At 63.0% G+C, this 23,053-nt stretch carries 20 protein-coding genes; 8 read left to right on the top strand and 12 right to left on the bottom strand.

Translation table 11 applies throughout. The features are described from left to right. The first annotated feature begins 104 nt into the window (after positions 1-104). Complete coding sequence (gene rimO, locus P9217_RS22555) at positions 105-1,418, top strand: 30S ribosomal protein S12 methylthiotransferase RimO (RefSeq protein ID WP_278087549.1); 1,314 nt, start codon at positions 105-107, stop codon at positions 1,416-1,418. 70 nt (positions 1,419-1,488) lie between these two features. On the opposite strand, the gene P9217_RS22550 is transcribed toward rimO, so the two are convergent. From P9217_RS22550 to P9217_RS22515, 8 genes are all read right to left on the bottom strand, one after another. Next, positions 1,489-2,556 carry a BMP family ABC transporter substrate-binding protein gene (locus P9217_RS22550; RefSeq protein WP_066989795.1) on the bottom strand — a complete coding sequence of 356 codons (1,068 nt, stop codon included), beginning with the start codon at positions 2,554-2,556 and terminating at the stop codon, positions 1,489-1,491. Positions 2,557-2,607: 51 nt separating this feature from the next. After that, the gene (locus P9217_RS22545; RefSeq protein ID WP_127403538.1) at positions 2,608-3,528 is read right to left on the bottom strand and encodes an ABC transporter permease; all 921 of its coding nucleotides are present in this window, start codon (positions 3,526-3,528) and stop codon (positions 2,608-2,610) included. Further along, the gene (locus P9217_RS22540) at positions 3,528-4,640 is read right to left on the bottom strand and encodes an ABC transporter permease (RefSeq protein WP_127248240.1); all 1,113 of its coding nucleotides are present in this window, start codon (positions 4,638-4,640) and stop codon (positions 3,528-3,530) included. The genes P9217_RS22545 and P9217_RS22540 overlap by 1 nt, the downstream gene beginning before the upstream one ends. Next, entirely contained in the window at positions 4,637-6,214 is a 1,578-nt protein-coding gene (locus P9217_RS22535; RefSeq protein WP_164763833.1) for an ABC transporter ATP-binding protein, read from the bottom strand. Before P9217_RS22535 ends, P9217_RS22540 begins: the two co-directional genes overlap by 4 nt. Positions 6,215-6,429: 215 nt before the next feature. After that, the gene (locus P9217_RS22530; RefSeq protein WP_278087548.1) at positions 6,430-7,407 is read right to left on the bottom strand and encodes a quinone oxidoreductase; all 978 of its coding nucleotides are present in this window, start codon (positions 7,405-7,407) and stop codon (positions 6,430-6,432) included. 41 nt (positions 7,408-7,448) lie between these two features. After that, entirely contained in the window at positions 7,449-8,267 is an 819-nt protein-coding gene (gene pcsA, locus P9217_RS22525; RefSeq protein WP_066989933.1) for a phosphatidylcholine synthase, read from the bottom strand. Continuing rightward, a complete protein-coding gene (locus P9217_RS22520) occupies positions 8,264-8,878 on the bottom strand; it encodes a DUF1326 domain-containing protein (protein WP_066989810.1) in 615 nt (204 codons plus the stop codon). The genes pcsA and P9217_RS22520 overlap by 4 nt, the downstream gene beginning before the upstream one ends. An 11-nt stretch (positions 8,879-8,889) precedes the next feature. Further along, positions 8,890-9,777, bottom strand: coding sequence for a DUF2182 domain-containing protein (locus P9217_RS22515; protein ID WP_278087547.1), 888 nt, complete (start codon positions 9,775-9,777; stop codon positions 8,890-8,892). Positions 9,778-9,875: 98 nt separating this feature from the next. On the opposite strand from P9217_RS22515, the gene P9217_RS22510 reads away from it, so the two are divergent. Continuing rightward, complete coding sequence (locus tag P9217_RS22510) at positions 9,876-11,087, top strand: UbiH/UbiF family hydroxylase (RefSeq protein WP_164749303.1); 1,212 nt, start codon at positions 9,876-9,878, stop codon at positions 11,085-11,087. Positions 11,088-11,312: 225 nt separating this feature from the next. Continuing rightward, a complete protein-coding gene (gene hspQ / locus P9217_RS22505; RefSeq protein WP_066989816.1) occupies positions 11,313-11,636 on the top strand; it encodes a heat shock protein HspQ in 324 nt (107 codons plus the stop codon). Between the two features lie 78 nt (positions 11,637-11,714). Here the strand turns inward: hspQ and P9217_RS22500 are convergent, their stop codons facing one another. Then, positions 11,715-12,344, bottom strand: a complete 630-nt coding sequence (locus tag P9217_RS22500; protein ID WP_095777677.1) for an invasion associated locus B family protein — start codon at positions 12,342-12,344, stop codon at positions 11,715-11,717. 284 nt (positions 12,345-12,628) lie between these two features. Here P9217_RS22500 and P9217_RS22495 point away from each other — a divergent pair, with 284 nt between their 5' ends. The 4 genes from P9217_RS22495 to mgtE all read left to right on the top strand — a co-directional run bounded on the left by P9217_RS22495 (position 12,629) and on the right by mgtE (position 19,302). After that, on the top strand, positions 12,629-14,449 hold the full coding sequence (locus tag P9217_RS22495) for an extracellular solute-binding protein (RefSeq protein WP_278087546.1): 1,821 nt from the start codon (positions 12,629-12,631) through the stop codon (positions 14,447-14,449). Positions 14,450-14,490: 41 nt separating this feature from the next. Continuing rightward, a complete protein-coding gene (locus P9217_RS22490) occupies positions 14,491-15,171 on the top strand; it encodes a DsbA family protein (protein WP_278054413.1) in 681 nt (226 codons plus the stop codon). 500 nt (positions 15,172-15,671) lie between these two features. Further along, positions 15,672-17,561: an ABC transporter ATP-binding protein/permease gene (locus P9217_RS22485; protein WP_164746761.1), complete on the top strand. Its 1,890-nt coding sequence runs from the start codon at positions 15,672-15,674 to the stop codon at positions 17,559-17,561. 376 nt (positions 17,562-17,937) lie between these two features. After that, a complete protein-coding gene (mgtE, locus tag P9217_RS22480) occupies positions 17,938-19,302 on the top strand; it encodes a magnesium transporter (protein WP_278087545.1) in 1,365 nt (454 codons plus the stop codon). Positions 19,303-19,354: 52 nt separating this feature from the next. On the opposite strand, the gene gor is transcribed toward mgtE, so the two are convergent. From gor to rpiA, 3 genes are all read right to left on the bottom strand, one after another. Continuing rightward, positions 19,355-20,743 carry a glutathione-disulfide reductase gene (gene gor, locus P9217_RS22475; protein ID WP_278087544.1) on the bottom strand — a complete coding sequence of 463 codons (1,389 nt, stop codon included), beginning with the start codon at positions 20,741-20,743 and terminating at the stop codon, positions 19,355-19,357. 115 nt (positions 20,744-20,858) lie between these two features. Further along, positions 20,859-21,476 (bottom strand): DUF2059 domain-containing protein, encoded by a 618-nt coding sequence (locus P9217_RS22470; RefSeq protein ID WP_278087543.1) that lies wholly within the window; start codon positions 21,474-21,476, stop codon positions 20,859-20,861. Further along, a complete protein-coding gene (gene rpiA / locus P9217_RS22465) occupies positions 21,463-22,194 on the bottom strand; it encodes a ribose-5-phosphate isomerase RpiA (protein ID WP_278087618.1) in 732 nt (243 codons plus the stop codon). The genes P9217_RS22470 and rpiA overlap by 14 nt, the downstream gene beginning before the upstream one ends. A gap of 153 nt (positions 22,195-22,347) precedes the next feature. Here rpiA and P9217_RS22460 point away from each other — a divergent pair, with 153 nt between their 5' ends. After that, positions 22,348-23,028: a phosphoglycolate phosphatase gene (locus P9217_RS22460; RefSeq protein WP_278087542.1), complete on the top strand. Its 681-nt coding sequence runs from the start codon at positions 22,348-22,350 to the stop codon at positions 23,026-23,028. Positions 23,029-23,053 lie beyond the last annotated feature (25 nt).

Genomic DNA, 23,053 nt, shown 5'->3' with positions numbered 1-23,053 from the left:
GATCTGGCCTCGCATTCCGTTTTGCCGCAACAAGGACCAGCCCATACCAATGCCGCAATTAGTGTGGTATGGCGCCGCCGATCCCGAAAAACCTGGAAAAGCTTATGTCTGCCCCTCGTGTCAGTTTCGTCAGCCTTGGATGCCCGAAGGCGCTCGTCGATTCCGAGCGCATCATCACGCGGCTCCGCGCTGAAGGCTACGAGATCGCCCGCAAGCATGATGGCGCCGACCTCGTTGTCGTCAACACATGCGGCTTTCTCGACTCCGCGCGCGACGAGTCGCTCGACGCCATCGGCTCCGCCCTTTCCGAAAACGGTCGCGTCATCGTCACCGGCTGCCTCGGCGCCGAGCCGGAAGTCATTCGCGAGAAGCATCCCAATGTGCTGGCGATCACCGGCCCGCAGGCCTATGAGAGCGTGATGGCGGCGGTGCATGAAGCGGCTCCCCCCAGCCATGATCCCTACATCGATCTTCTGCCGCCCCAGGGCGTGAAGCTGACGCCGCGGCATTACGCCTATCTGAAGATTTCCGAAGGCTGCAACAATTGCTGCACCTTCTGCATCATCCCGGCGCTGCGCGGCGATCTCGTCTCGCGGCCGGCGGCCGACGTGTTGCGCGAGGCCGAAAAGCTCGCCAAGGCCGGCGTCAAGGAGATCCTCGTCATCTCGCAGGACACCAGCGCCTATGGCATCGACATCAAATACCAGACGAGCATGTTCGGCGACCGCGAGGTGCGAGCGAAGTTCCTCGACCTTGCAGAGGAGCTCGGCAAGCTCGGCATCTGGGTTCGCATGCACTATGTGTACCCCTACCCGCATGTTGCCGACGTCATTCCGCTGATGGCCGAGGGAAAGATCCTTCCCTATCTGGACATCCCCTTCCAGCACGCCTCTCCGCAGGTGCTGAAGAACATGCGCCGTCCCGCTCATGGCGAAAAGACGCTGGAGCGGATCCGCGGTTGGCGCGAGGTCTGCCCGGATCTCGCCATCCGCTCAACCTTCATCGTCGGTTTCCCCGGCGAGACGGAAGACGACTTCCAGATGCTGCTCGACTGGCTGGACGAGGCGAAGATCGATCGTGCCGGCTGCTTCAAATATGAGCCGGTCAAGGGCGCGCGCTCCAACGACCTCGGCCTGGAACAAGTGCCGCAGGAGATCAAGGAAGCCCGCTGGCACCGCTTCATGCAGCGCCAGCAGAAGATCTCGGCGACGCAGCTGGCCAGGAAGGTCGGCAAGCGGCTGCCGGTGCTGATCGACGAGGCGCATGGCACCTCGGCCAAGGGCCGCACCAAATATGACGCCCCCGAGATCGACGGCTCCGTGCATATCCAGTCGCGTCGGCCGCTGCGCGCCGGTGAGATCGTCACGGTCAAGGTCGAGCGCGCCGACGCCTACGATCTCTACGGCTCGGCCGTTTGACAAGCGGGATTGGCTGAAAATGAAAGGGCGCCGGTGGGGCGCCCTTTTTGTTTTGATGCCAGGCTGCTGTTTACTGCGGCAGCTTGTCGTCGATGCCCTTGACGTAGAAATTCATGCCGAGCAGCGTGGCGTCGTCGGCGACCTCGCCGTCCTTCAGCCAAGGCGAGCCGTCCTGCTTCGCCACCGGGCCGGTGAAGGGGTTCCAGCCATCGGCGATCTTCTTGGTGGTCGCCTCCGCCATTGCCTTCACGTCGTCAGGCATGTTGGTGAAGGGCGCGAGCTTGACGGCGCCATCCTTGATGCCAAGCCACACATTGTCCGGCTTCCAGGTGCCGTCGAGGGCAGCCTGCACGCGGCTGATGTAATACGGGCCCCACTCGTCGGTGAGCGAGGTCAGCTGCGCGTTCGGCGCGAATTTGATCATGTCCGACGACTGGCCGAACCCATGCAGCTTCCGCTCCTCGGCGACCTGCAGGGGAGCGGTCGAGTCGGTGTGCTGGACGATGATGTCGGCGCCCTGGTCGAACAGCGCCTTGGCGGCGTCGGCTTCCTTGCCCGGATCGAACCAGGTATTGACCCACACGATCTTCACCTTGAAGTCCGGATTGATCGACTGCGCGCCGAGCATGAAGGAGTTGATGCCCATTACCACTTCCGGGATCGGGAAGGAGACGATGTAGCCGGCAAGACCCTTCTTCGATTCCTTGGCCGCGATCTGGCCGAGCACATAGCGGCCTTCATAGAAGCGCGCGTTGTAAATGCCGAGATTGTCGCCCGTCTTGTAGCCGGTGGCGTGCTCGAACATCACCTTCGGGAACTTCTTGGCGACCTTAACCTCGGCGTCCATGAAGCCGAACGATGTGCCGAAGATGATCTTGCATTTCTCGCGCGCCAGGCGCTCAAAGGCGCGGTCGGCGTCCGGGCCTTCCGAGACGTTCTCGAGATAGGCGGTCTCGACCTTGTCGCCGAGCGCTTTCTCCACCTCGAGGCGACCCTGGTCGTGCTGATAGGAATAGCCGAAGTCGCCGATCGGCCCCGTATAAACCCAGCAGGCCTTCAGCTTGTCGGCCGCCTCGGCGGTTGCCGCCAGCGACAGGGCCGCGGCCGTGGTCATCAGCGCAATAAGCAGTTTCTTCATCGTGTTACCTCTCTGAGTTAAGCCTTGGAGCTTCCCGTCTTTTTGTTGTCGTCAACGATCCGGAACAAATGGCTGCCCCAACGAAGCCGGCGTGTTCATCATCGTCAGCCGCTTATTCCGCGAGATTAGAACGAGAACCACGATGGTTGCCAGATAGGGCAGCGAAGAAAGAAACTGGGACGGTACAGGAATGCCGAAAGCCTGTGCATGAAGCTGGCCGATCCACACCGCGCCGAAGATGTAAGCGCCGGCCAGCACCCGCCACGGACGCCAGGACGCAAAGACCACCAGCGCCAGCGCGATCCAGCCGCGTCCCGCGCTCATGTTCTCGACCCATTGCGGCGTGTAGACGAGCGACAGGTGGCCGCCGGCAAGCCCGGCGCAAGCGCCGCCGAAGATCACGGCGAGGTAACGGTAGCGGATGACCTTGATGCCGAGCGCATGCGCCGACGTATGGCTGTCGCCGATCGAGCGCAGCGTGAGGCCAGTGCGCGTCCTGAACAGAAACCACATCACGGCGGCGGTGAGCCCGATCGAGACGTAGAACAACGGATCCTGGCCGAAGATCAGCTTGCCGACGACCGGTATCGAGCTCAGGCCGGGGATGTCGAGGTTCGGCAGCCTGACGCCAGGCTGGCCGACGAAGCTGGTGCCGATCATGCCGGAGAGGCCAAGCCCGAGCAGCGTAAGCGACAGGCCGGTCGCCACCTGGTTGGTCGCCAGGGAAAGCGTCATGACGGCGAAGAGCAGCGAAAACAGCGCGCCGACGACGATTGCGGCAAGCAGCCCGATCCAGGGAGATCCGGTAAGATAGCCCGCGCCGAAGCCGCCGACGGCGCCCATGATCATCATGCCCTCGACGCCGAGGTTGAGCACGCCGGAGCGTTCCACCACCAGCTCGCCGATCGCCGCGATCAAGAGCGGCGTCGCCGCGGTCGCGATGGTCAAAAGGATGTTGACGGTGATGTCCATCAGCGTGCCTCCTCCAGCTTGGGCGCGGCCTCGAGTTGTGGCGCGGCAAAGCCGATCAGACGAATGCGATAATGAATGAGCGTGTCGCAGCCGAGCACGAAGAACAAAAGCATGCCCTGGAACACGCGCGCCACCTTGTCGGAGATGCCGAGCGCGCTCTGCACCGCCTCTCCGCCGAGATAGGTCAGCGCCAGCACCAGGCCTGCCGCGACGATGCCGAGCGGATTGAGCCGCCCGAGGAAGGCGACGATGATGGCGGTGAAGCCATAGCCGGGCGAGATCACCGGCTGTAGCTGGCCGATGGCGCCCGAGACTTCCGAGATACCGGCAAGCCCAGCCAATGCACCGGACAGCAGGAAAGTAAAGAAGACCATCTTGCTGAGGCCGAAGCCGGCGAAGCGCCCTGCCCTCGGGCTCGAGCCCAGCACGCGGACCTCGAAACCTTTCAGCATGCGGCTCATCATCAGCCAGACCGTGACAGCGGCGACCAGCGCGAAGACGAAGCCCCAATTGGCGCGGCCGGCATCCGGCATCAATTCCGGCAGGACGGCCGAGTCGCCGAACTGGATGGTCTGCGGGAAGCCGTGGCCCTGCGGGTCGCGCCACGGTCCGCGCACCAGCCAGTCGAGGAAAAGCTGCGCCACATAGACCAGCATCAGGCTGGTCAGGATCTCGTTGGTGCTGAAGCGGGTTTTCAGCAGCGCCGGGATGGCCGCATAAAGGGCGCCGCCGACCATGCCGAGCAAGAGCATCAGCGGCAGCACCAGCGGACCTTCGAATTCGGGGAACAGCACCGGGATGATCGAGCCGAAGATGCCGCCCAGAATGAACTGACCTTCGGCGCCGATGTTCCAGATGTTGGCCTTGTAGCAAACCGACAGGCCGACGGCGATCAGGATCAGCGGCGCCGCCTTGATGGCCAGTTCATGCAGTTGCCAGACCTCGCTGATCGGCTGAACAAAGTAGACATTGAACGCATTGAGCGGATTGACGCCGAGCAACGCGAACATGATGGCGCCGGCAATCATCGTCAGCGCGAAGGCGATGAAGGGCGAGAGCACCGAAAACAGCGCCGAGCGCTGCGGGCGTTTGACCAGTTCGAGGCGCATCATGCCGTCTCCATGCTGTGTTCGGCGTGGCCGGGCTCGGCGCCGCCCATCAACAGGCCAATCCTCTCGAAGGTGGCTTCGGCGATCGGCAGCGGCGCGGACAATTCGCCGTTGTGCATGACCGCGATCGCGTCCGACAGCTCGAACAATTCGTCGAGGTCCTGGCTGATGACCAGAACCGCCGAGCCGCTGCGGGCAAGCTCGATCAGCGCCTGGCGGATATGGGCGGCGGCACCGGCGTCGACGCCCCAGGTCGGCTGGTTGACGACCATCACGCTCGGCTTGCGGTCGAGCTCGCGGCCGACGATGAACTTCTGCAGATTGCCGCCGGACAGCGCCGCGGCCTCCGGATCGGGGGCGCTCTTGCGCACGTCCATCGCGGCAATGATGCGCTGGGCGGCGCTGTAGACGGAAGCGTTCCTGACCATGCCGCCGGAGCCGACGAAGGACTTGCCGTCGGTGGCATGGCGCGACAGCAAAAGGTTCTCCGAAAGCTTCATCCGCGGCGCCGCGCCGTGACCGAGCCGTTCCTCCGGCACGAAGGCGGCGCCCATCAGCCGCCGGCCGGTGATCGACACGCCGCCCGCATCCTTGCCGCGGATCCGCACGGAACCGGGATCCAGCTGCAGCACCTCACCGGAGACGGATTCGAAAAACTCGCCCTGGCCGTTGCCGGCGACACCGGCGATGCCGATCACCTCGCCGGCACGTACCGAAAGATTGATGTTCTTGAGCGGAATGGCGAACGGCGTCGCCGGCTTGCGGGTAAGCCCGCGGATCTCCAGCAACGCCGGCGCGGTCTCGATGCCCTCGGCCGGCGCGCGCACCACTGCCTTGACCTCATTGCCGACCATCATGCGGGCTAGCGACGCGGCCGTCTCCTGGCGCGGGTTGCAGTGGCCGACGACCTTGCCGTGGCGCAGCACCGTGGCGCGATCGCAGATGCGTTTGACCTCTTCCAGCCGGTGCGAGATGTAAAGGATCGACTTGCCTTCAGCGCGAAGCCGCTCCAGCGTTTCGAACAGCTTGTCGGCTTCCTGAGGCGTCAGCACCGAAGTCGGCTCGTCGAGGATGATGAGTTGGGGCGTCTGTAAGAGGCAACGGATGATCTCGATGCGCTGGCGCTCGCCGACGGAAAGATCGCCGACCAGCGATTCCGGATCGAGCGGCAGGCCGTAGCTGTAGGAGAGCGCCCGCGCCTTCGCGGCAATCGCGCTGATCGGCGAGCCGTCGTTCAGCGAAAGCGCGATGTTCTCGGCCGCCGTCAGCGCCTCGAAAAGCGAGAAATGCTGGAACACCATGCCGATGCCAAGCTTCTTGGCGAGGCCGGGGCTGGTGATCCTGACGGCTTGGCCGTTCCAGAAAATTTCACCCGAATTCGGTTCCAGCGAGCCGAACAGCATCTTCACCAGCGTCGACTTGCCGGCGCCGTTCTCGCCGAGCAGGGCGTGGATCTCGCCCTTCGCGATGTTGAGGTCGATATGGTTGCACGCCGTCAGCGTGCCGAAAATCTTCGTAAGGCCACGAACCTCCAGCAGGTTCGCCCTGTCATGATTTGCACTCACAGTGCCTCCCATCCAGTTACCCGGATATGTTCTGTGTTCCCGCTGGTATCGTATGCGCGGCCGGCTTCGGTCGGAAAGCGGCACGCAACTTGAAAGAGCTTCAAGAATTCCAGCGGAAACTCAAGGGGTAAGATAGGCCTGTTCAGGGCAAGAGGGAAACCAGTAAGCTTGTCGGGGAAACCACTGCCTTGAGGCGCGGCAAGGCGCTGAAAAACAAGGCAGCCGGCTTAGGGGATGAGGATGGTTGTGCCCGTCGTCTTGCGGCCCTCGAGATCGGACTGCGCTTGTGCCGCGTCCTTCAGCGCGTAGCGCTGGTTGATCTTGATCTCGACGGCGCCGCTCAGCACTACCTCGAACAGCGCTTGCGCCGAGGCCACAAGGTCCTCGCGTTTGGCGTTGTAGACGAAGATTGTCGGGCGGGTCGCGTAGAGCGAGCCTTTCTGCGCCAGAAGCGACATCGGGAAAGGCGGGATCGGCCCGGACGACTGGCCGAAGCTGACAAACATGCCAAGCGGCCTCAGGCAGTCGAGCGAAGCGGGAAAAGTGTCGTTGCCGACGGAATCATAGACGACGTCGCACTTTTTGCCGCCGGTAATGGCGGCGACGCCGGCGACGAAATCCTGCTCCTTGTAATTGATGACATGGTCGAAGCCATGTGCCTTGGCGAGCTCGACCTTGCCGACGGAGCTCGCCGTGCCGATCACCGTCGCGCCGAGATGCTTTGCCCATTGGCCCAGGATCAGGCCGACACCGCCGGCCGCGGCATGGTAGAGGATCGTGTCGCCCGCCCTCACCTTAAAGGTGCGGCGCAGCAGATATTCGGCCGTCATGCCTTTCAGCATCATGGCCGCCGCCTGCTCGTCGCTGATGCCGTCCGGCACCTTTACCACGCGGTCGGCGGCGATCACGCGTTCTTCCGAATAGGCGCCGACATTGACTGCATAGGCGATGCGATCGCCGGGCTGCAGCCAGTCGACGCCGGCGCCAACGGCCAGCACCACGCCCGCCGCCTCGCCGCCCGGGACCAGCGGAAAGCCGCCGGGCGGCGCGTAGAGGCCCGAGCGATGGTAGATGTCGATGAAGTTGAGTCCGATCGCGGTATGCCTGATCAGAATCTGGCCGGCGCCTGGCTGGCCGGGATCTGAATCCTCATAGGTCAGGACCTCGGGGCCGCCATGGGCGTGAATGCGGATCGCTTTGGACATTGCTCAACTTTCTCGGAAAAGGACGGAAGGTGGATATCGAGTCAGGATTTCCTGGCGCCAAGATTGGGGAACATCTGCATGATGCCCCCGATGCAGGCGAGATAGAGCCCGGTAACCGTAATGCCGGCCTTGGTGAAGATGCTGACCTGCTCGCTCAGAACCCCGATCTTGTCATAGAACGAGGCAAGTGCGGCCTGTGCCAATGCAAGCGCGCCGAAGGCGCACCATAACAGCGTCATGCCGAGATTGATCGGCCTGAGCCGCACCACCCGTACCGGATGGATGAAGTTGATCGGCAGGAAGGTGAGAATACCGGCGACCACGACCACGGCGAAGGAAACCCACTGCCCCGGCTCGATGACAAAGAGCGTGAACACCACCATGTTCCAGACGACCGGGAACCCCTTGAAGAAGTTCTCCTTCGTCTTCATGCCGGTGTCGGCGTAGTAGATCGCGCTGGAGACGACGATGATCGCCGCCGACAGGAACGACAGGTTCTCGCCCATCAAGCCGCGCTGGTAGAGCGCGAAGGCCGGAATAAGCACGTAGGTCACGTAGTCGATGATGTTGTCGAGGAGCTCGCCCGACCATGTCGGCAGGATCTCCTTGACTTCGAGCTTCCTGGCGATCGGGCCGTCGATGCCGTCGACGAAGAGCGCCAGCCCGAGCCACCAGAACATTGCCGTCCAACGTCCCTCGCTCGCCGCCACCAGCGACAGGAAGGCGAGGAACGAGCCGGACGCAGTCAGCAGGTGCACGGAAAAAGCCCGCGCCTGCGGCCACGTCACTTTCTTCTTCGGCCGCGGAATCCGCTCCGCGATTTTCTTGGCCGCATTCCGGGCCGCTGTGTTCTTGCTCACGGGCCTCGCCAATCCAGCTTGCATATCTCGGCCGAACGGCCGGCGAAATTCCAATTGCGGCCGAAGGCGCGCATCTTGCTCTTGTCCGACTTCGCCACGATGATTTCCGGTGCGATCCAGTATTCGGAATTGGTAATGACGGTGTCTTTGTCACGGTCCTTGCCGGGTATCGGCGTCACCGCGCCGTCGATAATCCGCGGTATCTGGAAAACGCGCGTCCTATCACGCGTCTCATAGGTGATCGGCACCTGTTCCACGCCAAGGAAGTTTCCAACAAGAATCGACAGTAGCGAAGTGGTCCCGCCCGCCTTCCCGGTGAAGATTTTTGTCAGGGCCTTCACGGCATAGATGGAGGCGCGCTTGTCGATGAACAGGCCGGCGCTCCAGTTGCCGCGGCTCATATAGCCCGGGATTTCCATGACCAGACCAAGATTAAGGCCGGAAAGATCGACCTCGCCGAAATGGCCGGCGTCGATGCGGAACCCGGCCCACGTCTGGCAATAGCCTTCGGTCGGCGGATGGCTGCCGAGCGACAGAACGCAGGGGCAGAAAACCGTGCAATTGCAGGAGAGTACCAGCTCTCCCTTCATCGCCCAGCTCTGATCGGCCATCGAAATCTCCCTCACGCGGAAACTAATAGCAGGGCGGCGGCCCACACAAGCAGTATCGCACCGGAAACCCGACTGGCCACCCTGCCCGCGGTCTGTTTCTCGATCAAAGCGAACAGGCCGATCAGCGCCGTCCAGAAGATGTTCATCGCGCCCACGGCGAACATGACCAGCATCAGCGCCCAGCAACAGCCGAGACACCAGACGCCCTGCTCCACTCCCAGGCGAAAGACACGCCCCGGCTTCGCGCTCCAGTTGGCGAACAGGATCGAGAACGGGTTGCGGCACCTCTTGAGGCACGCCTGCTTCAAGCCGCTGAACTGATAGAGGCCGGCAATCGCCAAGGCGGCGGCCCCGGCAACCCCGACGACAGGATCGAGCACCTGTCCCGCGGCGACAAAGCCATAGATTATGAGCGTCAGCGCGGCGAACGCCACTGAGGCGGCAAGCCAAGTCGCGAGAAATCCCATCACCAGAACCAGCGGATGGGCGACGGGCTCTCCCTTGATCCGAGCGGTATCGGCAATCTCGCAATAGGTGCGGATCATCGGCGCCGCCGAAGGCAGCATCGTCGCCACCGCCATTATGAACCACATCAGGACGAGCGCCGACGCCGCCAACGAGCCTGAAAGCGGCGCCGGCGCAAGGCACAAAGCGAAGAACCGGTCGAGGAAATCCGGCAGCGGCAATGGCGGCAGGTTCTTCAGCAGCGCATCGCCCGGAGCGCCGCCGGCAACGCGGCTTTCGGCGCCGCGAATAGCCATGGCAGCGAGGATCCACCAGGCAAGCACGACGCCCGCACCGATAGTGAGCATCACGGCAAGGCGGGGGCTGCGCGCCAGTCCCGCCGTGGCGCGGCCGGCGCGGTCGAGATGGCGGAAATCGTGCTCCTGGGCGCTCATGCCAATCGAATGGGCCGAATCGCCGCGTTGATCAAGTCCGCCGATCTGCCCTATACCGCATGCAGGCCGACGGGCCGCCATCAACATGGAAGCCTGGCGTGGAGCAGAGTGACAAAGCCCGCATATTGATCGCCGGCAGCGGCCCGGCCGGCCTGATCGCGGCACTCGGCTTTGCCGAGGCAGGCTTTGCCGTGACGTTGGCTGGCCCCGAGGCCGCCGGCGGCGATGGCCGCACCACCGCCCTTATGAACCCTGCTCTCAAGGTGCTCGACCACCTGGGCGTGCTGGACGAACTCAGACCGCAGGCGGCGCCGCTGAAAATGATGCGCATCGTCGACGCAACGCGCCGGCTGATCCGCAGCCCGACCGTCACCTTCCGCGCCAGCGAAATCGGCGAGGAGCAGTTCGGGCTCAACCTGCCGAACAAAATCCTGATCCCGGTGCTTGCCAAGAAGGTCGCCGCAAATCCCGGCATCGAGTGGCGAAAGTCGATGGTCGATGCCTGGCGGCTCGACGCCGACCACGCACATGCGAGCCTCGCCGATGGCAGTGAGGTCTCGGCATCGCTGGCGGTTGCCGCCGACGGGCGCCTCTCGCCGGCGCGCGAGGCCGCCGGCATCAAAGCCTCCGCCCGACCCTATCCTCAGTCGGCGCTCGTTCTCAATTTCAGCCATCGCAGCGAGCATGGCTTCATCTCGACCGAATTCCATACCGAGACCGGGCCGTTCACGCAGGTGCCGCTGCCGGGCAAGCGCTCCAGTCTCGTCTGGGTGGTGAAGCCGGAAACGGCACAGGAACTGGCCACGCTCGACGATGCCACGCTGTCTGTCCGGGTCGAAGGGCAAATGCAGTCCATGCTCGGCCGGGTCTCGGTCGAGCCCGGCCGCCAAGTCTACCCGCTTTCGGCGGCCTCGCCCGGTCGGTTCGCGCAAAACCGTGTGGCGCTTGTCGGCGAGGCTGCTCATGTCTTCCCGCCGATCGGGGCACAAGGCCTCAATCTCGGCATCAGGGATATCGACGATCTGATTGGAATCGCCAGCGAAAATCGCGACGATCCCGGGTCGAGGCTGAGCCTTGCCGCCTACGACACGCGGCGCCGTCCGGACATCCTGGCGCGCAGCAGTGCGGTGAACTTGCTCAACATGTCGCTGCTATCCGACATGCTCCCGGCGCAGCTTGCGCGCAGCGCCGGCCTCAACGTGCTGGGCAGCTTCGCGCCGCTGCGCGCCTTCTTCATGCGCGAAGGCCTGCGGCCGGGAAGCGGTTTTCGGGCGCTCGCCGGCGGCTTCAGGAAACAGGCCGCGCGCTGAGGCACATTTGCAAACTACCGCTTTCGGCCGAGGATTGCGCCTGCCGATAGGTAGCTTGGTGGCCAGGGCGTCGGTAAAGCATTGCATTGGAGCAACGTCTGCGCCAAATCGTACCAAGCCGAAAGTCGGGGTCGATTTTTGAGCGCGTGACGTGTAGATTCAAGACCTTAGGCGCCCTGTGCGCGCAAGCCGCTGCGGCGCCTCGGGACCGAAGTGGTGAGTGCGATGAAGACGGCCAAATTCGCGATCGGACAAGTTGTTCGCCACCGGCTGTTTCCGTTCCGTGGCGTGATCTTCGACGTCGATCCGCAATTCGCCAACACCGAAGAATGGTATGAAGCGATCCCGGCGGACATGCGTCCAAGCAAGGACCAGCCTTTCTATCACCTTCTCGCCGAGAACTCCGAGACAGAGTACATCGCTTATGTATCCGAGCAGAACCTGCTCGAGGACCGGTCGGGCGAGCCGGTGCGGCACCCGCAGATCGGCGAGATGTTCGACAAGCTGCCCGACGGGCGCTACGAGCCGAAAGGTCACTCGAAACACTGAGGGCTGAACAAGCGACAATAAAAAAGCGGGGCGCCTGCCCCGCTCGCTTTTTAGCATGCTGGAGAAACGCTCCAACAATCAGTTGGCGGTCTTCGCCTTGTCCTGCTCTTCCTTAAGCTTCTTGGCGAAGTCCTGGTTGTTCTTGGCGACAAAGTCCTGCAGTTTCTTTTGGCGGTCCTCGATGTCCGACTGCTGCAGCGGCGGGCCGTCATAGGCGCCGCTGAAGCCCGTCAGCGCAACCTTGATCGGGTTCGGCTGGTTTTGGAAATTGACCGAGGTGAGCGTGATCTGCTGGCCCTTCTTGAAGGACGCGACAAGCTGGTCGGTCAGCGGCACTTCGGCCACGCAGCGATCCGGGAAGCAGATCACATAGTCGAGCTTCTGCGCCTTGCCGGAATCGATCTGCAGGCCGATGCCCGGAGGAACGAGACGGCCGGTCGGCACCGTCACCTGGAACACCTTACGGTTCACTTTGCCCTTGAGCTCGATCAGGCTGACGCCGGTGACGAGCTGGCCATTGCCGGCTGTGACGATGTTCTGCACGTTGCAGATATCGACGTCTTCCTGCTTGGTGCAGGCCTTGAACCAGCCCTGCGGAATCTGCGGCGGCTGCTGGGCGGAAGCGGTGAAAAGCCCGGCGCCCAGAACGCCGACCACGCCTGCGGCCAGCACCGAAAGGCGATACGCGTTGCTCGTCATATGGTGCACTTTCCTCTCAAATGATCCCGGGGACCGGCTTCTTCCTGCCGTGTGGTCCCGCTACCTGTTGCCCAAATGAGGCAACAGCATGACTTCGGAGCGCGTGTTACACTGCCAGCGGCGCTGAATCCAGCCCGGTTTCCGCGTTTTCTTGCCGCTTCTCCTGCCCTGGACGAACCTCCATCGGCGATGCACCGACTGAACCAAGCGACAGGCGTGCGCCGATTCAATCGGGGAGCGAAATGCTCTAGGGTGCATGTCGAATCACCAAGCTGCCCGGCAAGGAGACGGTCATGGACCGCGTTCTCGTTCGGCTGATCGCCGCGACCTCGTTTCTGGCCCTCTCGCTGCTTCCGGCTTTGTCGGAACCGAAGCACGGCATCGCCATGCAGGGCGAGCCGGCGCTGCCTGCGGACTATACGCATTTCGACTACGTCAATCCCGATGCGCCGAAGGGCGGCAGCGTCACCTATTGCGTCGTCGGCAGTTTCGACAATCTCAACCCCTTCATCCTGAAGAGCCTGCGCACCACCGCGCGCGGCATGATCGACACGGTCTACGGCAACCTGGTCTTCGAGCCGTTGATGCAGCGCAACTACAACGAGCCCTTCAGCCTCTACGGCCTGCTCGCCGACAGCGCCGACATGGACCCGGGTCGCAAGAGCATCGAGTTCCACCTCGATCCCAAGGCCAAATGGTCGGACGGCCAGCCTGTGACGCCGGAGGACGTGCTGTTCACCTACGATGTCTTCAAGGACAAGGGCCGCCCGCCTTACAGCGATCGCATGAGCATGATTGCCAGGCTGGAGAAGACCGGCGACCACAGCGTGAAGTTCACCTTCAACGAAAAGGCCAATCGCGAATTTCCGCTGATCGTCGCGCTGACGCCGATCATCCCCAAGCACGCCTTCGACAAGGAGACTTTCGACAAGACCACGCTGAAGCCGCTGATCGGCAGCGGCCCCTATACCGTGGACAAGGTGCAGCCTGGGCAGCGCATCGTGTTCAAGCGCAATCCCAATTATTGGGGCAAGGACATCTCATCGAAGCGCGGCTTCGACAATTTCGACCAGATCACCATTGAGTATTTTCTCAATGCCAACGCCAAGACGGAAGCGTTCAAGAAAGGCATCTGCGCCCTCGACGACGAGACCGATCCGGTCAAGCGCGACCGCGATATCGACTTCCCGGCCTTTCGCAAGGGTGATGTGAAGCAGGAATATTTCGACACCGGTATTCCTCCCGTGGTGACGGGCTTCCTGTTCAACACCAGGCTGCCGAAGTTTTCCAATCCGGTCGTGCGGCGCGCCCTCGGCATGCTCTACGACTTCGAATGGGCCAACAAAAACCTGTTCGCCGGCAAGTTCAATCGCACCATGAGCTTCTGGCAGAACTCCGAGCTGTCCGCGCTCGGCCATCCCGCCGACGAGCGGGAGAAGGCGCTGCTTGCCCCCTACCCCGGCCGCGTCCCTGCCGAGGTGATGGACGGCACCTGGCGGCCGCCGGTCACCGACGGCTCCGGCCAGGACCGCAAGGTGCTGCGAGCGGCTTTCGAGCTCCTGAAAAGCGCTGGCTATCACGTAGAGGACGGCCGGATGGTCGACCCTGAAGGCAATCCCTTCGGCTTCGAGATCATGACGTCATCGCAGGACGAGGAGCGGCTTGCGGCTCTCTATCAGCGCACGCTGGAGAAGATCGGCATCGATGTAACCATCCGCGGCCTCGACGGCGATCAAATCCAGTCGCGCAAGCAGCGCTTCGACTTCGAGGTGCTGATCGGCACAAGCGGTTTCAACAATTCGCTCTCGCCCGGCAGCGAGCAGGTGGGGCGCTGGGGATCCGTCGCCGCCAAGCAGGAGGGTTCATTCAACCTGGCCGGCGTCGCCGATCCCGCGGTCGACGCGGCGATCAACGCGATGCTGAATGCCCGCACGAAGGAAGACTATGTCGCTGCGGTGCGCGTTCTCGATCGGCTGCTGATATCGGGCAACTACATGGTGCCCATGCAATACAACACGCAGCAGTGGCTGGCTTACTGGAGCTACCTGGAACATCCGCAAAAGACGCCCATATTCGGCTATCAGCTGCCGACATGGTGGCGAAAGCCCAACTGACGCGATCCCCCGCCTGACACCGACCAAGCAAGGAGACGAGCATGAGCGCGGAGAACTCGATCACAATCGATGTGGTGTCGGATGTTGTCTGTCCCTGGTGCTTCATCGGCCAGAAGCGGCTGGACAGGGCGATCGCCGCTGCCGCCGATATCGACGTGCACGTGCGCTGGCGGCCGTTCCAGCTCGATCCGACCATTCCGCAAGGCGGCATGGGTCGCCGCGAATACATGCTGGGCAAATTCGGCAGCGAGGAACGCATCCATCAGATCCATGCGCGCATTGAGCCGCTCGGCGAGGCGGAAGGCATCCATTTCGCCTTCGGCGCCATCAAGGTCGCTCCCAACACGCTGGACGCCCACCGCGTTATCCGTTGGGCGGGGCCTGCCGGCGAGGACGTGCAGAACCGGCTAGTGCGACGCCTCTTCCAGCTGAATTTCGAGGAAGGCGCCAATCTCGGCGACCATGCCGTCCTAACCGAAGCCGCCCGCGAAGCCGGCATGGACGGCTCCGTGGTCCAGACGCTGCTGCCGACGGATGCCGATGTCGAGGCGGTGCGCAACGAAATCGCCACCGCCTCGCGCATGGGCATCACCGGCGTGCCCTGTTTCCTGCTCGAAGCCAAATATGCCGTGATGGGCGCGCAGGATGCCGACACGCTGGCCGATGCAATCCGCCAGGTCGCTGCGGCCAAGGCGCGCGGTGAGCTCGAAACGGCGGGCTAGACTAGACCAAGTTCGCACCACCCCTCCGCCTAGCCGACGCGGAAGCCCGTGATGACTGCTGAGAGAGATTCCCGCGGTCTACCGCGGTTGATTCGAGGTAGCCCAGGTCTCCTGAAGGGACTTTTCGAGCCCCTCAACCCGTGGACCAGCCGAGCATCGGGCTGAATATCCCTTCACAAAACCGTGTTTTTGGCTTCCCCTAGGGAAAGTCCTTTCCAGCCGAAACTCTGTTCCCAAACGGCTGAAACAAAATACGAATTCCCCTCCGATAGATATCAGCCGGCAAAGCTTTTCTGTTGCCTTCATGCCACGGCCGGTAACCCTGTTCCCATTCGGAGGAAGAAAATTAATGGAAAATGATCAATTGGTGTTACCATGTGTAACAAAACAGGAAAGGTTCGGGCGGGATCGTGATTCGGGTCGGTAGACCGCGACGTACAGTACCGGAGCAAACATCCAGCGAGGCGGCAAGGCCCTCGCCCCTGACGCCGGTATCGTCGATGCGCACATTCTGGGGGCTGATGCGAGCCTACTGGTTCTCCGACCGGTGGAAGGAAGCCTGGACCCTTACCCTCGTCATCGCGCTGCTGACAGCGCTCTCCAGCAAGGCCGGCGTGTGGTTTGCCATGGCATCGGGCGAGCTGGTGAATTCGATCGCCTTCTTCCACGACGCCGCCAATATCAATCCGCTCCAGACGCTTCTGACCAATGCCGGCATATTGGTGCTGTTGGTCGTGCTCAAGGACGCCGGCTTCACCGGAGTACGCAATCTCGTTTCCGCAACCTTGCATCGCAAATGGCGGGGCTGGCTGAACAGCCAATTCAACCGGGCGCTGCTCGACGGCAACCATACCCATTTCCATGCCCAGCATGGCTCGGTTGCCGGCGGTATCGTCGCTCCCGACAACATCGACCAGCGCATCCAGGAATCGATCAAGGACATGACGGGCGGCGCCATCGGCCTCGCCATGGGCGTGCTGGGCGTGGCGACGTCGCTTTATTTCGTCGGCGAGAATTTGATCGGGGCCTCGGTGGAGGTCAAAGGGCTGGAGTTCCTCGGCAGCTACGGCAGTGCCGTGCTGGCCTTTCTGGCGGTCGCGACCTACGTGCCGCTCAACACCTGGATTGCGGTGAAGCTCGGCGGCCTGCTCGAACGTCTCAACATCCGCATGCAACAGGCCGAAGGCAGTTATCGCAGCGAATTGACGACCTTCCTGCGCCGCAGCTTCCACGTCGCCGCCTCACACGGCGAGGATGTGCAGAAGACGATGCACGACAAGCTCTATGTCGACATCGACAAGACCTGGGGGCGGCTGAACGTCGTCAACACCAGCTACATGTCGTTCGAGCTGATCTACAATTTCATCGGCGCCCGCATCGTTTCCTACGGACCCGGTCTCGTGCCGTTCATTCACAACGGCTTCGATCTCAAGGGCTACATAACCGGCTCTGAAATGGTCGCGCAGCTGATCAGCCAGTGTTCGTGGTTCATCCATGTCATGCCCGCGATCGCCACGCTTAGGGCCAACAGCCAGCGTGTAACCGAGCTCGCCAGCGCCATCGAGAACGTCCAGCAGCCGCAGGAGTTCTATCGCCAGACCGGCCGCTCGGACTTCAGCTATGCCACGCAAAATCCCGTCTTCGGCCTGACCATCCAGAAGCTGGAGCTGGCGCATCAGGGCGAGGACGCAACGCCCTTCCTGAGCGCCGCCAACCTGCGCTTCCGCCGCGCCGAGTGGACATTCCTCAAGGGTGAGTCCGGCTGCGGCAAGACCTCGCTGATCAAGGCAATCAATGGTCTGTGGCCCTATGGCCGCGGCACCATCGTGTTCCCGGAAGGGGTGACGAGCTTCTATGCCGCCCAGGAGGTCAAGCTGCAGCAGGTCTCGCTGAAGCAGCTCGTCTGTCTGCCGGGTTCGGAAAACGATCACACCGACGTGCTGGTAGCGGCCGCCCTGCACAAGGCCGGGCTCGGCGAATTCATCGGCCACCTGGCCGATGAGAGCCGCGAAGGCAAGCTCTGGGATCAGGTTCTGTCAGGCGGGCAGAAGCAGAAGCTGGTGGTAGCCCGCATCATCCTGCAGCAGCCGGGACTGCTCTTCCTCGACGAAGCGACCGGCGCTCTCGACCCCGAAGGCAAGATCGCCTTCCACGAAGCGATCAAGGTCAATTGCCCGGATGTAACCGTGATCAGCGTGATGCACGAGGCCGTTCCGCCGCGGTCGCTTTCCGGAGAGGAATTCTATCATAGCGTCGTGGCGATCTCCGATGGCGTCGCGACCAAGAAGCCGCTCGCTCCCGCTCTGCCGCGCGAGCTCACGACGATCCTCGCGCAGCCCCGGCCGGCCGAGGACAAATGGTTGCGCTTCCGGCGGCTCAAGCAGAAATAGCAATCAGTCCAGCCCTGGTCCGTCGCCTCGGCAGCGGCCACTGTCGATCACAGTCTCGCGATCCGGCAATGCTTCGCTCATTTTCAGCGCTCGTCGCGATTGACTCGGCAAAACGCGCTCCTATGTTGCGCCCGCTCGCAGATTTGAAACCTACAGCGCCACGCGCCCTTCGGACGCGTAAGGGACGCTGTAGAATCTTAGAATTGCGCATGATCCTTTCGAAAATCGGAGCCGATTTTTCGGGGAGTCATGCGCTACCCCGCGAGCAGAAAGGTCAAACCCGCCATGCCTGGCGACAGTCACAGTCGAACGCAACCGCCGTCCGCCTTGACGTGACCTGACGGCTCACGTCCTGCCGGACGGCAAGGAGTGAGCCATGAATGAATTCGCATCCGTATTGGACGACGAAGCGGTCGCCGTTGCCCGCGTTCTTGCCAATGACCACGCCGCCGACGTCGTCGAAGCCCTCAACCGCGAGCCTCGCGAGACCGCCATCGAGCTGCTCTGCGCGGTGCCGTTCGAGCGGCTGGTCGAAATCTTCGACCAGCCGGAGCTCGAAAGCGCGCCGGAACTCGCAGCAGCGCTGCCGCGCGCTAAAGCAGGCAAGCTGCTCACCGCCATGTCGGTCGACCGCGCAGCCGACATCCTGCGCGAGCTCGATGAGCCACCGCGCTCGGAACTGCTTGGCGCGCTTGCCCCACCGCTGCGCGCGACGCTGCTTTCGATTCTCGGTTATCCCGAAAGCAGCGCCGCCTCGATCATGACGACCGAGTTCGTCAGCGTGCCTTCGGACTGGACCGTCGGCCGCACGCTCGACCACATCCGCAAAGTCGAGCGCACGCGCGAGACCGTCTATGCGATTTACATCACCGACAAGGAGACGCAGCTCCTGCTGCGGGCGACGGGCTTGCGCCGGCTGATCACCGGCGAGCCTCTGGACTCGATCCTGTCGGTGGCGCCGGATCGCATGCCGGTCACGGTCACGCCGCTGACCGATCGCGAAACGCTGGCGCAGACGATCTCCAAATACGATCTGCTCGCCCTGCCGGTTGTGGATCACGGCAAGATCCTCGGCATCGTCACCATCGACGACATCATCGACACCATGGTCGAGGAAACGACCGAAGACGTTCATCGTTTCGGCGGCATGGAGGCGCTGGACGAGCCCTATATGAAGATGGGCTTTCTCGCCATGATCCAGAAGCGGGCCGGCTGGCTATGCGCACTGTTCCTCAGCGAGATGCTCACGGCGAACGCCATGCAGAGCTACGAGGGCGAGTTGGAGAAGGCGATCGTGCTCACCCTCTTCATCCCGCTGATCATGAGCTCGGGCGGCAATTCCGGCTCGCAGGCGACCTCGCTCGTCATCCGCGCGCTGGCACTGCGCGAGATCGGCCTTCGCGATTGGTGGCGTGTCGCCTTGCGCGAGCTGCCGACCGGTTTGGTGCTCGGCTCGATCCTCGGCATAGTCGGCATCTGCCGCATCGCGCTCTGGCAGTATTTCGGCTTCTACGACTATGGCCCGCATTGGATGCTGATCGCGGCAACGGTGGGCGCGGCGCTGGTCGGCATCGTGACCTTCGGCTCGCTGTCGGGATCGATGCTGCCTTTCGCGCTGAAGCGCATCGGCTTCGATCCGGCAAGCGCCTCGGCACCGTTCGTCGCCACGCTGGTCGATGTCACCGGGCTGGTGATCTATTTCTCGGTGGCTCTGGTGATCCTGCGCGGCACGCTCCTCTAGCCAAGAAGCTTCGCGCCGCCGGCATGGCCGGCGGCGCCTTCCCGGCTTGGCTTCAAACGCGCTCGCCGTTCTTCACGCGATAGGTCGGCTTGTACATGGTGACCAGCTCCTCCGCCGCTGTCGGGTGAACGGCCATGGTGCGGTCGAAATCGTCCTTGGTCAGCCCCGCCTTCAGCGGAATGCCGAGCAGCTGCGCCATCTCGCCGGCGTCAGGTCCCAGGATATGGGCGCCGAGCACTTTCCGCGACGCGCCGTCGACCACCAGCTTCATCAGCATCTTTTCGTCGCGGCCCGACAGCGTGTGCCGCATGGGACGGAAAGACGCGCGATAGATCTCGATGTCGGGGAAGCGCTTGACCGCCTCGTCCTCGGATAGGCCAACGGTGCCGATCTCGGGCTGCGAAAACACGGCCGTCGGAATGGTATCATGGTCTGGCGCTGTCGGATTGCCTTTGAAGGCTGTCTCGATGAAACACATCGCTTCGTGGATGGCCACCGGCGTCAGTTGCACGCGGTGGGTGACGTCGCCGATCGCCCAGATATTGTCGATGCTGGTGCGGGAAAATTCATCGACGATGATCGCGCCGGTCTTGCCGAGCTCCACGCCGATGCCTTCGAGTCCCATATTCTCCGTGTTCGGGATGCGGCCGATCGCCAGCATGACCTGGTCGACGGTCAGCGTCTGGCCACTGGAGAGCAGCACGTCCAGTCTGCCCTCAGCGGTCTTGCGCACCCATTCCGAGATCGAACGGCAGAGGATCCTGATCCCCTTCTTCTCCATTGTCTCGTGCAGCGAGCGGCGAAGGTCCATATCGAAGCGCGAAAGAATTTCTTGGCCACGGTAGACCAGCGTGGTGTCGACGCCCAGTCCATGAAAGATGTTGGCGAATTCGACGGCGATATAGCCGCCGCCCTCGATCATGATCGCCTTCGGCAATTCCTTGAGGTCGAAGGCTTCGTTGGAGAAGATGCAATATTCGTGGCCGGAAAGCGCCGGGTGCGGAGCCGGACGGCCGCCCGTGGCGATCAGGATCTGGTCGGCGCTGACGGTGCGGTCTTCGGCAGTGAGATAGACGGAATGCGGATCGACCAGCACGGCGCGCGAGTGGAAGGCCTCGCCGCCCGCACCTTCGACATTCCTCTTGTAGATCGCCTCCAGCCTGGCGATCTCCTTGTCCTTGTTGGCGACCAGCGTCGGCCAGTCGAAGCTTGCCTCGGGCACCATCCAGCCATAGCCGGCGGCATCGGCGAAATGTTCGGGGAATTGCGAGGCATAGACATAAAGTTTCTTCGGCACGCAGCCGCGGATGACGCAAGTACCGCCATAGCGATACGCCTCGGCAATGGCGACGCGCTTGCCGAGCGAGGCAGCCACACGGGCCGCCCTCACCCCGCCGGAGCCGCCGCCGATGACGAAGAGATCATAGTCGTAACCGGCCATCGAAAGGACTCCTGCGCAATGGAAGTGTGTCACAGGTAGGCGGACAGCAGGCAAAAGAAAAGCCCGGAAATCCGGGCTCTTCTGGTCCAGTCGGCCGTCGGCCGCTTGAAACGGATCAGTTCTGCGAATTGTCGGCAGGGGCCGAGTTGTCGGCAGGAGCCTGGTCGTCTGCAGGCGCCGAATTATCGGCAGGAGCGGTCGCATCCTTCGCAGGCTTGGCCGGAGCCGCGGCCTTTGCGGCGGCGGCGAGCGTTTCGCCGACCTGCTGGGCGAGGTCGCGGGCGACCCCGTTCTGCCAAATGTCGGCCGCCTTCACCAGGTCGCGCGTGACCGCCGGGCCGCTGTCGAGCAGCTTCTTGCCGGCTTCCGAGCTGTAGAAAGTGGCGATATCGTTGAGGTCCTTTTCGGAAAACACCTTGGCGTAGGCGAGCGCCGCCTCCTTCTCCAGGTCGGCGCGGCGCGCCGCCAAGCCCATGGCCTTTTCGGTGACCGTCTTGCCGATCAGTTCCTGCATGTCGGGGTTCTTCTGGATCAGCTGGTTCTCAAGCGCGGCCGCCGCCTGCGGCAGGATATTGTCGAACGGGTCGGTGGCGTGGATAGCCGCAACTGCGGCCCGTGCGGCCTTCAGATGCGATTCGCTGATATCCTGCGAAAACGCCGGCGAGGACAGCGCAAGCACCGCTGAGGCCGCCAGAATGGTCGAAAGGCGGCGAACCCGTTTATGCAACATCATGGTCGATAGAACTCCCTGGTTTTCGGGCGGCATGGACGGTTTGGATGCCGTCGCCGCCGGCGATGACGGCGGTTGACGCCAGCCCGATGAATAGACCGTGCTCGACAACGCCTGGAATGGCGAAGAGAGCATTCGAAAGCGCTCTTGTATCCGGAATGCGGCCAAAAGATGCATCGAGGATAAAGTGGCCGCCGTCTGTAACAAATGGCTGCCCCCCCGTCATCCTCAATGTCACCGGGCCGGCAAGGCCGAGGCTTGCCGCCGCCGCGCCGACCGCGATCTCGGTGGCGCGCAGGCCGAACTTGTTGACCTCGATCGGCAGCGGGAAACGGCCGAGCGTCTCGACCATCTTGGACCGGTCGGCAATCACGATCATGCGCTGCGACGCCGCCGCGACGATCTTTTCGCGCAGCAGCGCCCCGCCGCCGCCCTTGATCAACGTCAGCGCGGGATCGATCTCGTCGGCGCCGTCAATGGTGAGGTCGAGCTCCGGCGTTTCCTCGAGCGTCGACAGCGGCACGGCAAGCTCGCGGCAGAGTGCCGCGGTGCGCTCGGATGTGGGCACGCCGATGACGCTGAGGCCGGTCGCGACCTTTTCGGCGAGCAGCCGGACGAACTCGTCGGCGGTCGTGCCCGTGCCGATGCCGAGCCGCATGCCGCTGCTGACATGGGCGAGCGCCGCACGCGCGGCCTCGACCTTCAACTGCCTTGCGTCCATGCCGCTCCTGTCCCCGGTTTCCATGGTTTGGCGCGCCTCCTAGCATTTTTGCCTTTCCCGTCAAAGGCTCTGCCTGTGGACCGACGGAGGCGGCTTGCTTGACCACCGCGCAGCTTGTATCGGCTGCGGAACCTCAATCATTCAGGACTGGCCATGACCCGACCGATCATCGTGTTCGACCTCGACGGGACGCTCATCGACACCGCGCCGGATCTGCTCGACAGCCTCAACCACAGCCTGGCGGCCGCGGAGCTTGCCGCGGTCGACCAAGCCGGCTTCAAGCGCTACGTCGGCCATGGCGGCCGCGTGATGATCGAACGCGCGCATGCGGCGCAAAACAAGGCGCTGATGGCGGAAGAGCACGACCGGCTGCTGAAGCTTTTCCTCGACCACTACACGATCAACATTCCAGGCAAATCCCGCCCCTATCCCGGCGTGGTCGCGGCTCTCGACCACTTCCAGACCGCCGGTTATCTGATGGCGGTTTGCACCAACAAGTATGAAGCGAATTCGGCGACGCTGATCGGCGCGCTCGGTCTCGACAAATACTTTGCCGCGATCTGCGGCCAGGACACTTTTGCCTTCCGCAAACCCGACCCGCGCCATCTGACCGAAACCATCAAACTGGCTGGCGGCGATCCGCACAACGCCCTGATGGTCGGCGATTCGCAGACCGACATCGACACCGCCAAGGCGGCCGGTATTCCGGTGGTGGCGGTCGATTTCGGCTATACGGATCGTCATGTGCGCGAGTTCGAACCGACGCTGGTGATCTCGCATTTCGACACGCTGACGCCGGAATTGGCCCAGCGTCTGATCGCGGGGGCGCGCTGAGCGCCTGCCCAGATCGAGCCGGCAG

Source organism: Mesorhizobium sp. WSM4989 (genome assembly GCF_029625795.1).
GTDB lineage: Bacteria > Pseudomonadota > Alphaproteobacteria > Rhizobiales > Rhizobiaceae > Mesorhizobium.
The sequence above is the reverse complement of the archived record's forward strand: the minus strand, read 5'-3'. Positions and strand labels throughout refer to the sequence as shown.

Excerpts from the sequence above, each read along its gene's own strand:
- rimO (WP_278087549.1), top strand. The coding sequence starts at position 105 with ATGTCTGCCCCTCGTGTCAGTTTCGTCAGCCTTGGATGCCCGAAGGCG.
- P9217_RS22550 (WP_066989795.1), bottom strand. The coding sequence starts at position 2,556 with ATGAAGAAACTGCTTATTGCGCTGATGACCACGGCCGCGGCCCTGTCG.
- P9217_RS22545 (WP_127403538.1), bottom strand. The coding sequence starts at position 3,528 with ATGGACATCACCGTCAACATCCTTTTGACCATCGCGACCGCGGCGACG.
- P9217_RS22540 (WP_127248240.1), bottom strand. The coding sequence starts at position 4,640 with ATGATGCGCCTCGAACTGGTCAAACGCCCGCAGCGCTCGGCGCTGTTT.
- P9217_RS22535 (WP_164763833.1), bottom strand. The coding sequence starts at position 6,214 with ATGGGAGGCACTGTGAGTGCAAATCATGACAGGGCGAACCTGCTGGAG.
- P9217_RS22530 (WP_278087548.1), bottom strand. The coding sequence starts at position 7,407 with ATGTCCAAAGCGATCCGCATTCACGCCCATGGCGGCCCCGAGGTCCTG.
- P9217_RS22520 (WP_066989810.1), bottom strand. The coding sequence starts at position 8,878 with ATGGCCGATCAGAGCTGGGCGATGAAGGGAGAGCTGGTACTCTCCTGC.
- P9217_RS22515 (WP_278087547.1), bottom strand. The coding sequence starts at position 9,777 with ATGAGCGCCCAGGAGCACGATTTCCGCCATCTCGACCGCGCCGGCCGC.
- hspQ (WP_066989816.1), top strand. The coding sequence starts at position 11,313 with ATGAAGACGGCCAAATTCGCGATCGGACAAGTTGTTCGCCACCGGCTG.
- P9217_RS22495 (WP_278087546.1), top strand. The coding sequence starts at position 12,629 with ATGGACCGCGTTCTCGTTCGGCTGATCGCCGCGACCTCGTTTCTGGCC.
- P9217_RS22490 (WP_278054413.1), top strand. The coding sequence starts at position 14,491 with ATGAGCGCGGAGAACTCGATCACAATCGATGTGGTGTCGGATGTTGTC.
- P9217_RS22485 (WP_164746761.1), top strand. The coding sequence starts at position 15,672 with ATGCGCACATTCTGGGGGCTGATGCGAGCCTACTGGTTCTCCGACCGG.
- mgtE (WP_278087545.1), top strand. The coding sequence starts at position 17,938 with ATGAATGAATTCGCATCCGTATTGGACGACGAAGCGGTCGCCGTTGCC.
- gor (WP_278087544.1), bottom strand. The coding sequence starts at position 20,743 with ATGGCCGGTTACGACTATGATCTCTTCGTCATCGGCGGCGGCTCCGGC.
- P9217_RS22470 (WP_278087543.1), bottom strand. The coding sequence starts at position 21,476 with ATGATGTTGCATAAACGGGTTCGCCGCCTTTCGACCATTCTGGCGGCC.
- rpiA (WP_278087618.1), bottom strand. The coding sequence starts at position 22,194 with ATGGACGCAAGGCAGTTGAAGGTCGAGGCCGCGCGTGCGGCGCTCGCC.
- P9217_RS22460 (WP_278087542.1), top strand. The coding sequence starts at position 22,348 with ATGACCCGACCGATCATCGTGTTCGACCTCGACGGGACGCTCATCGAC.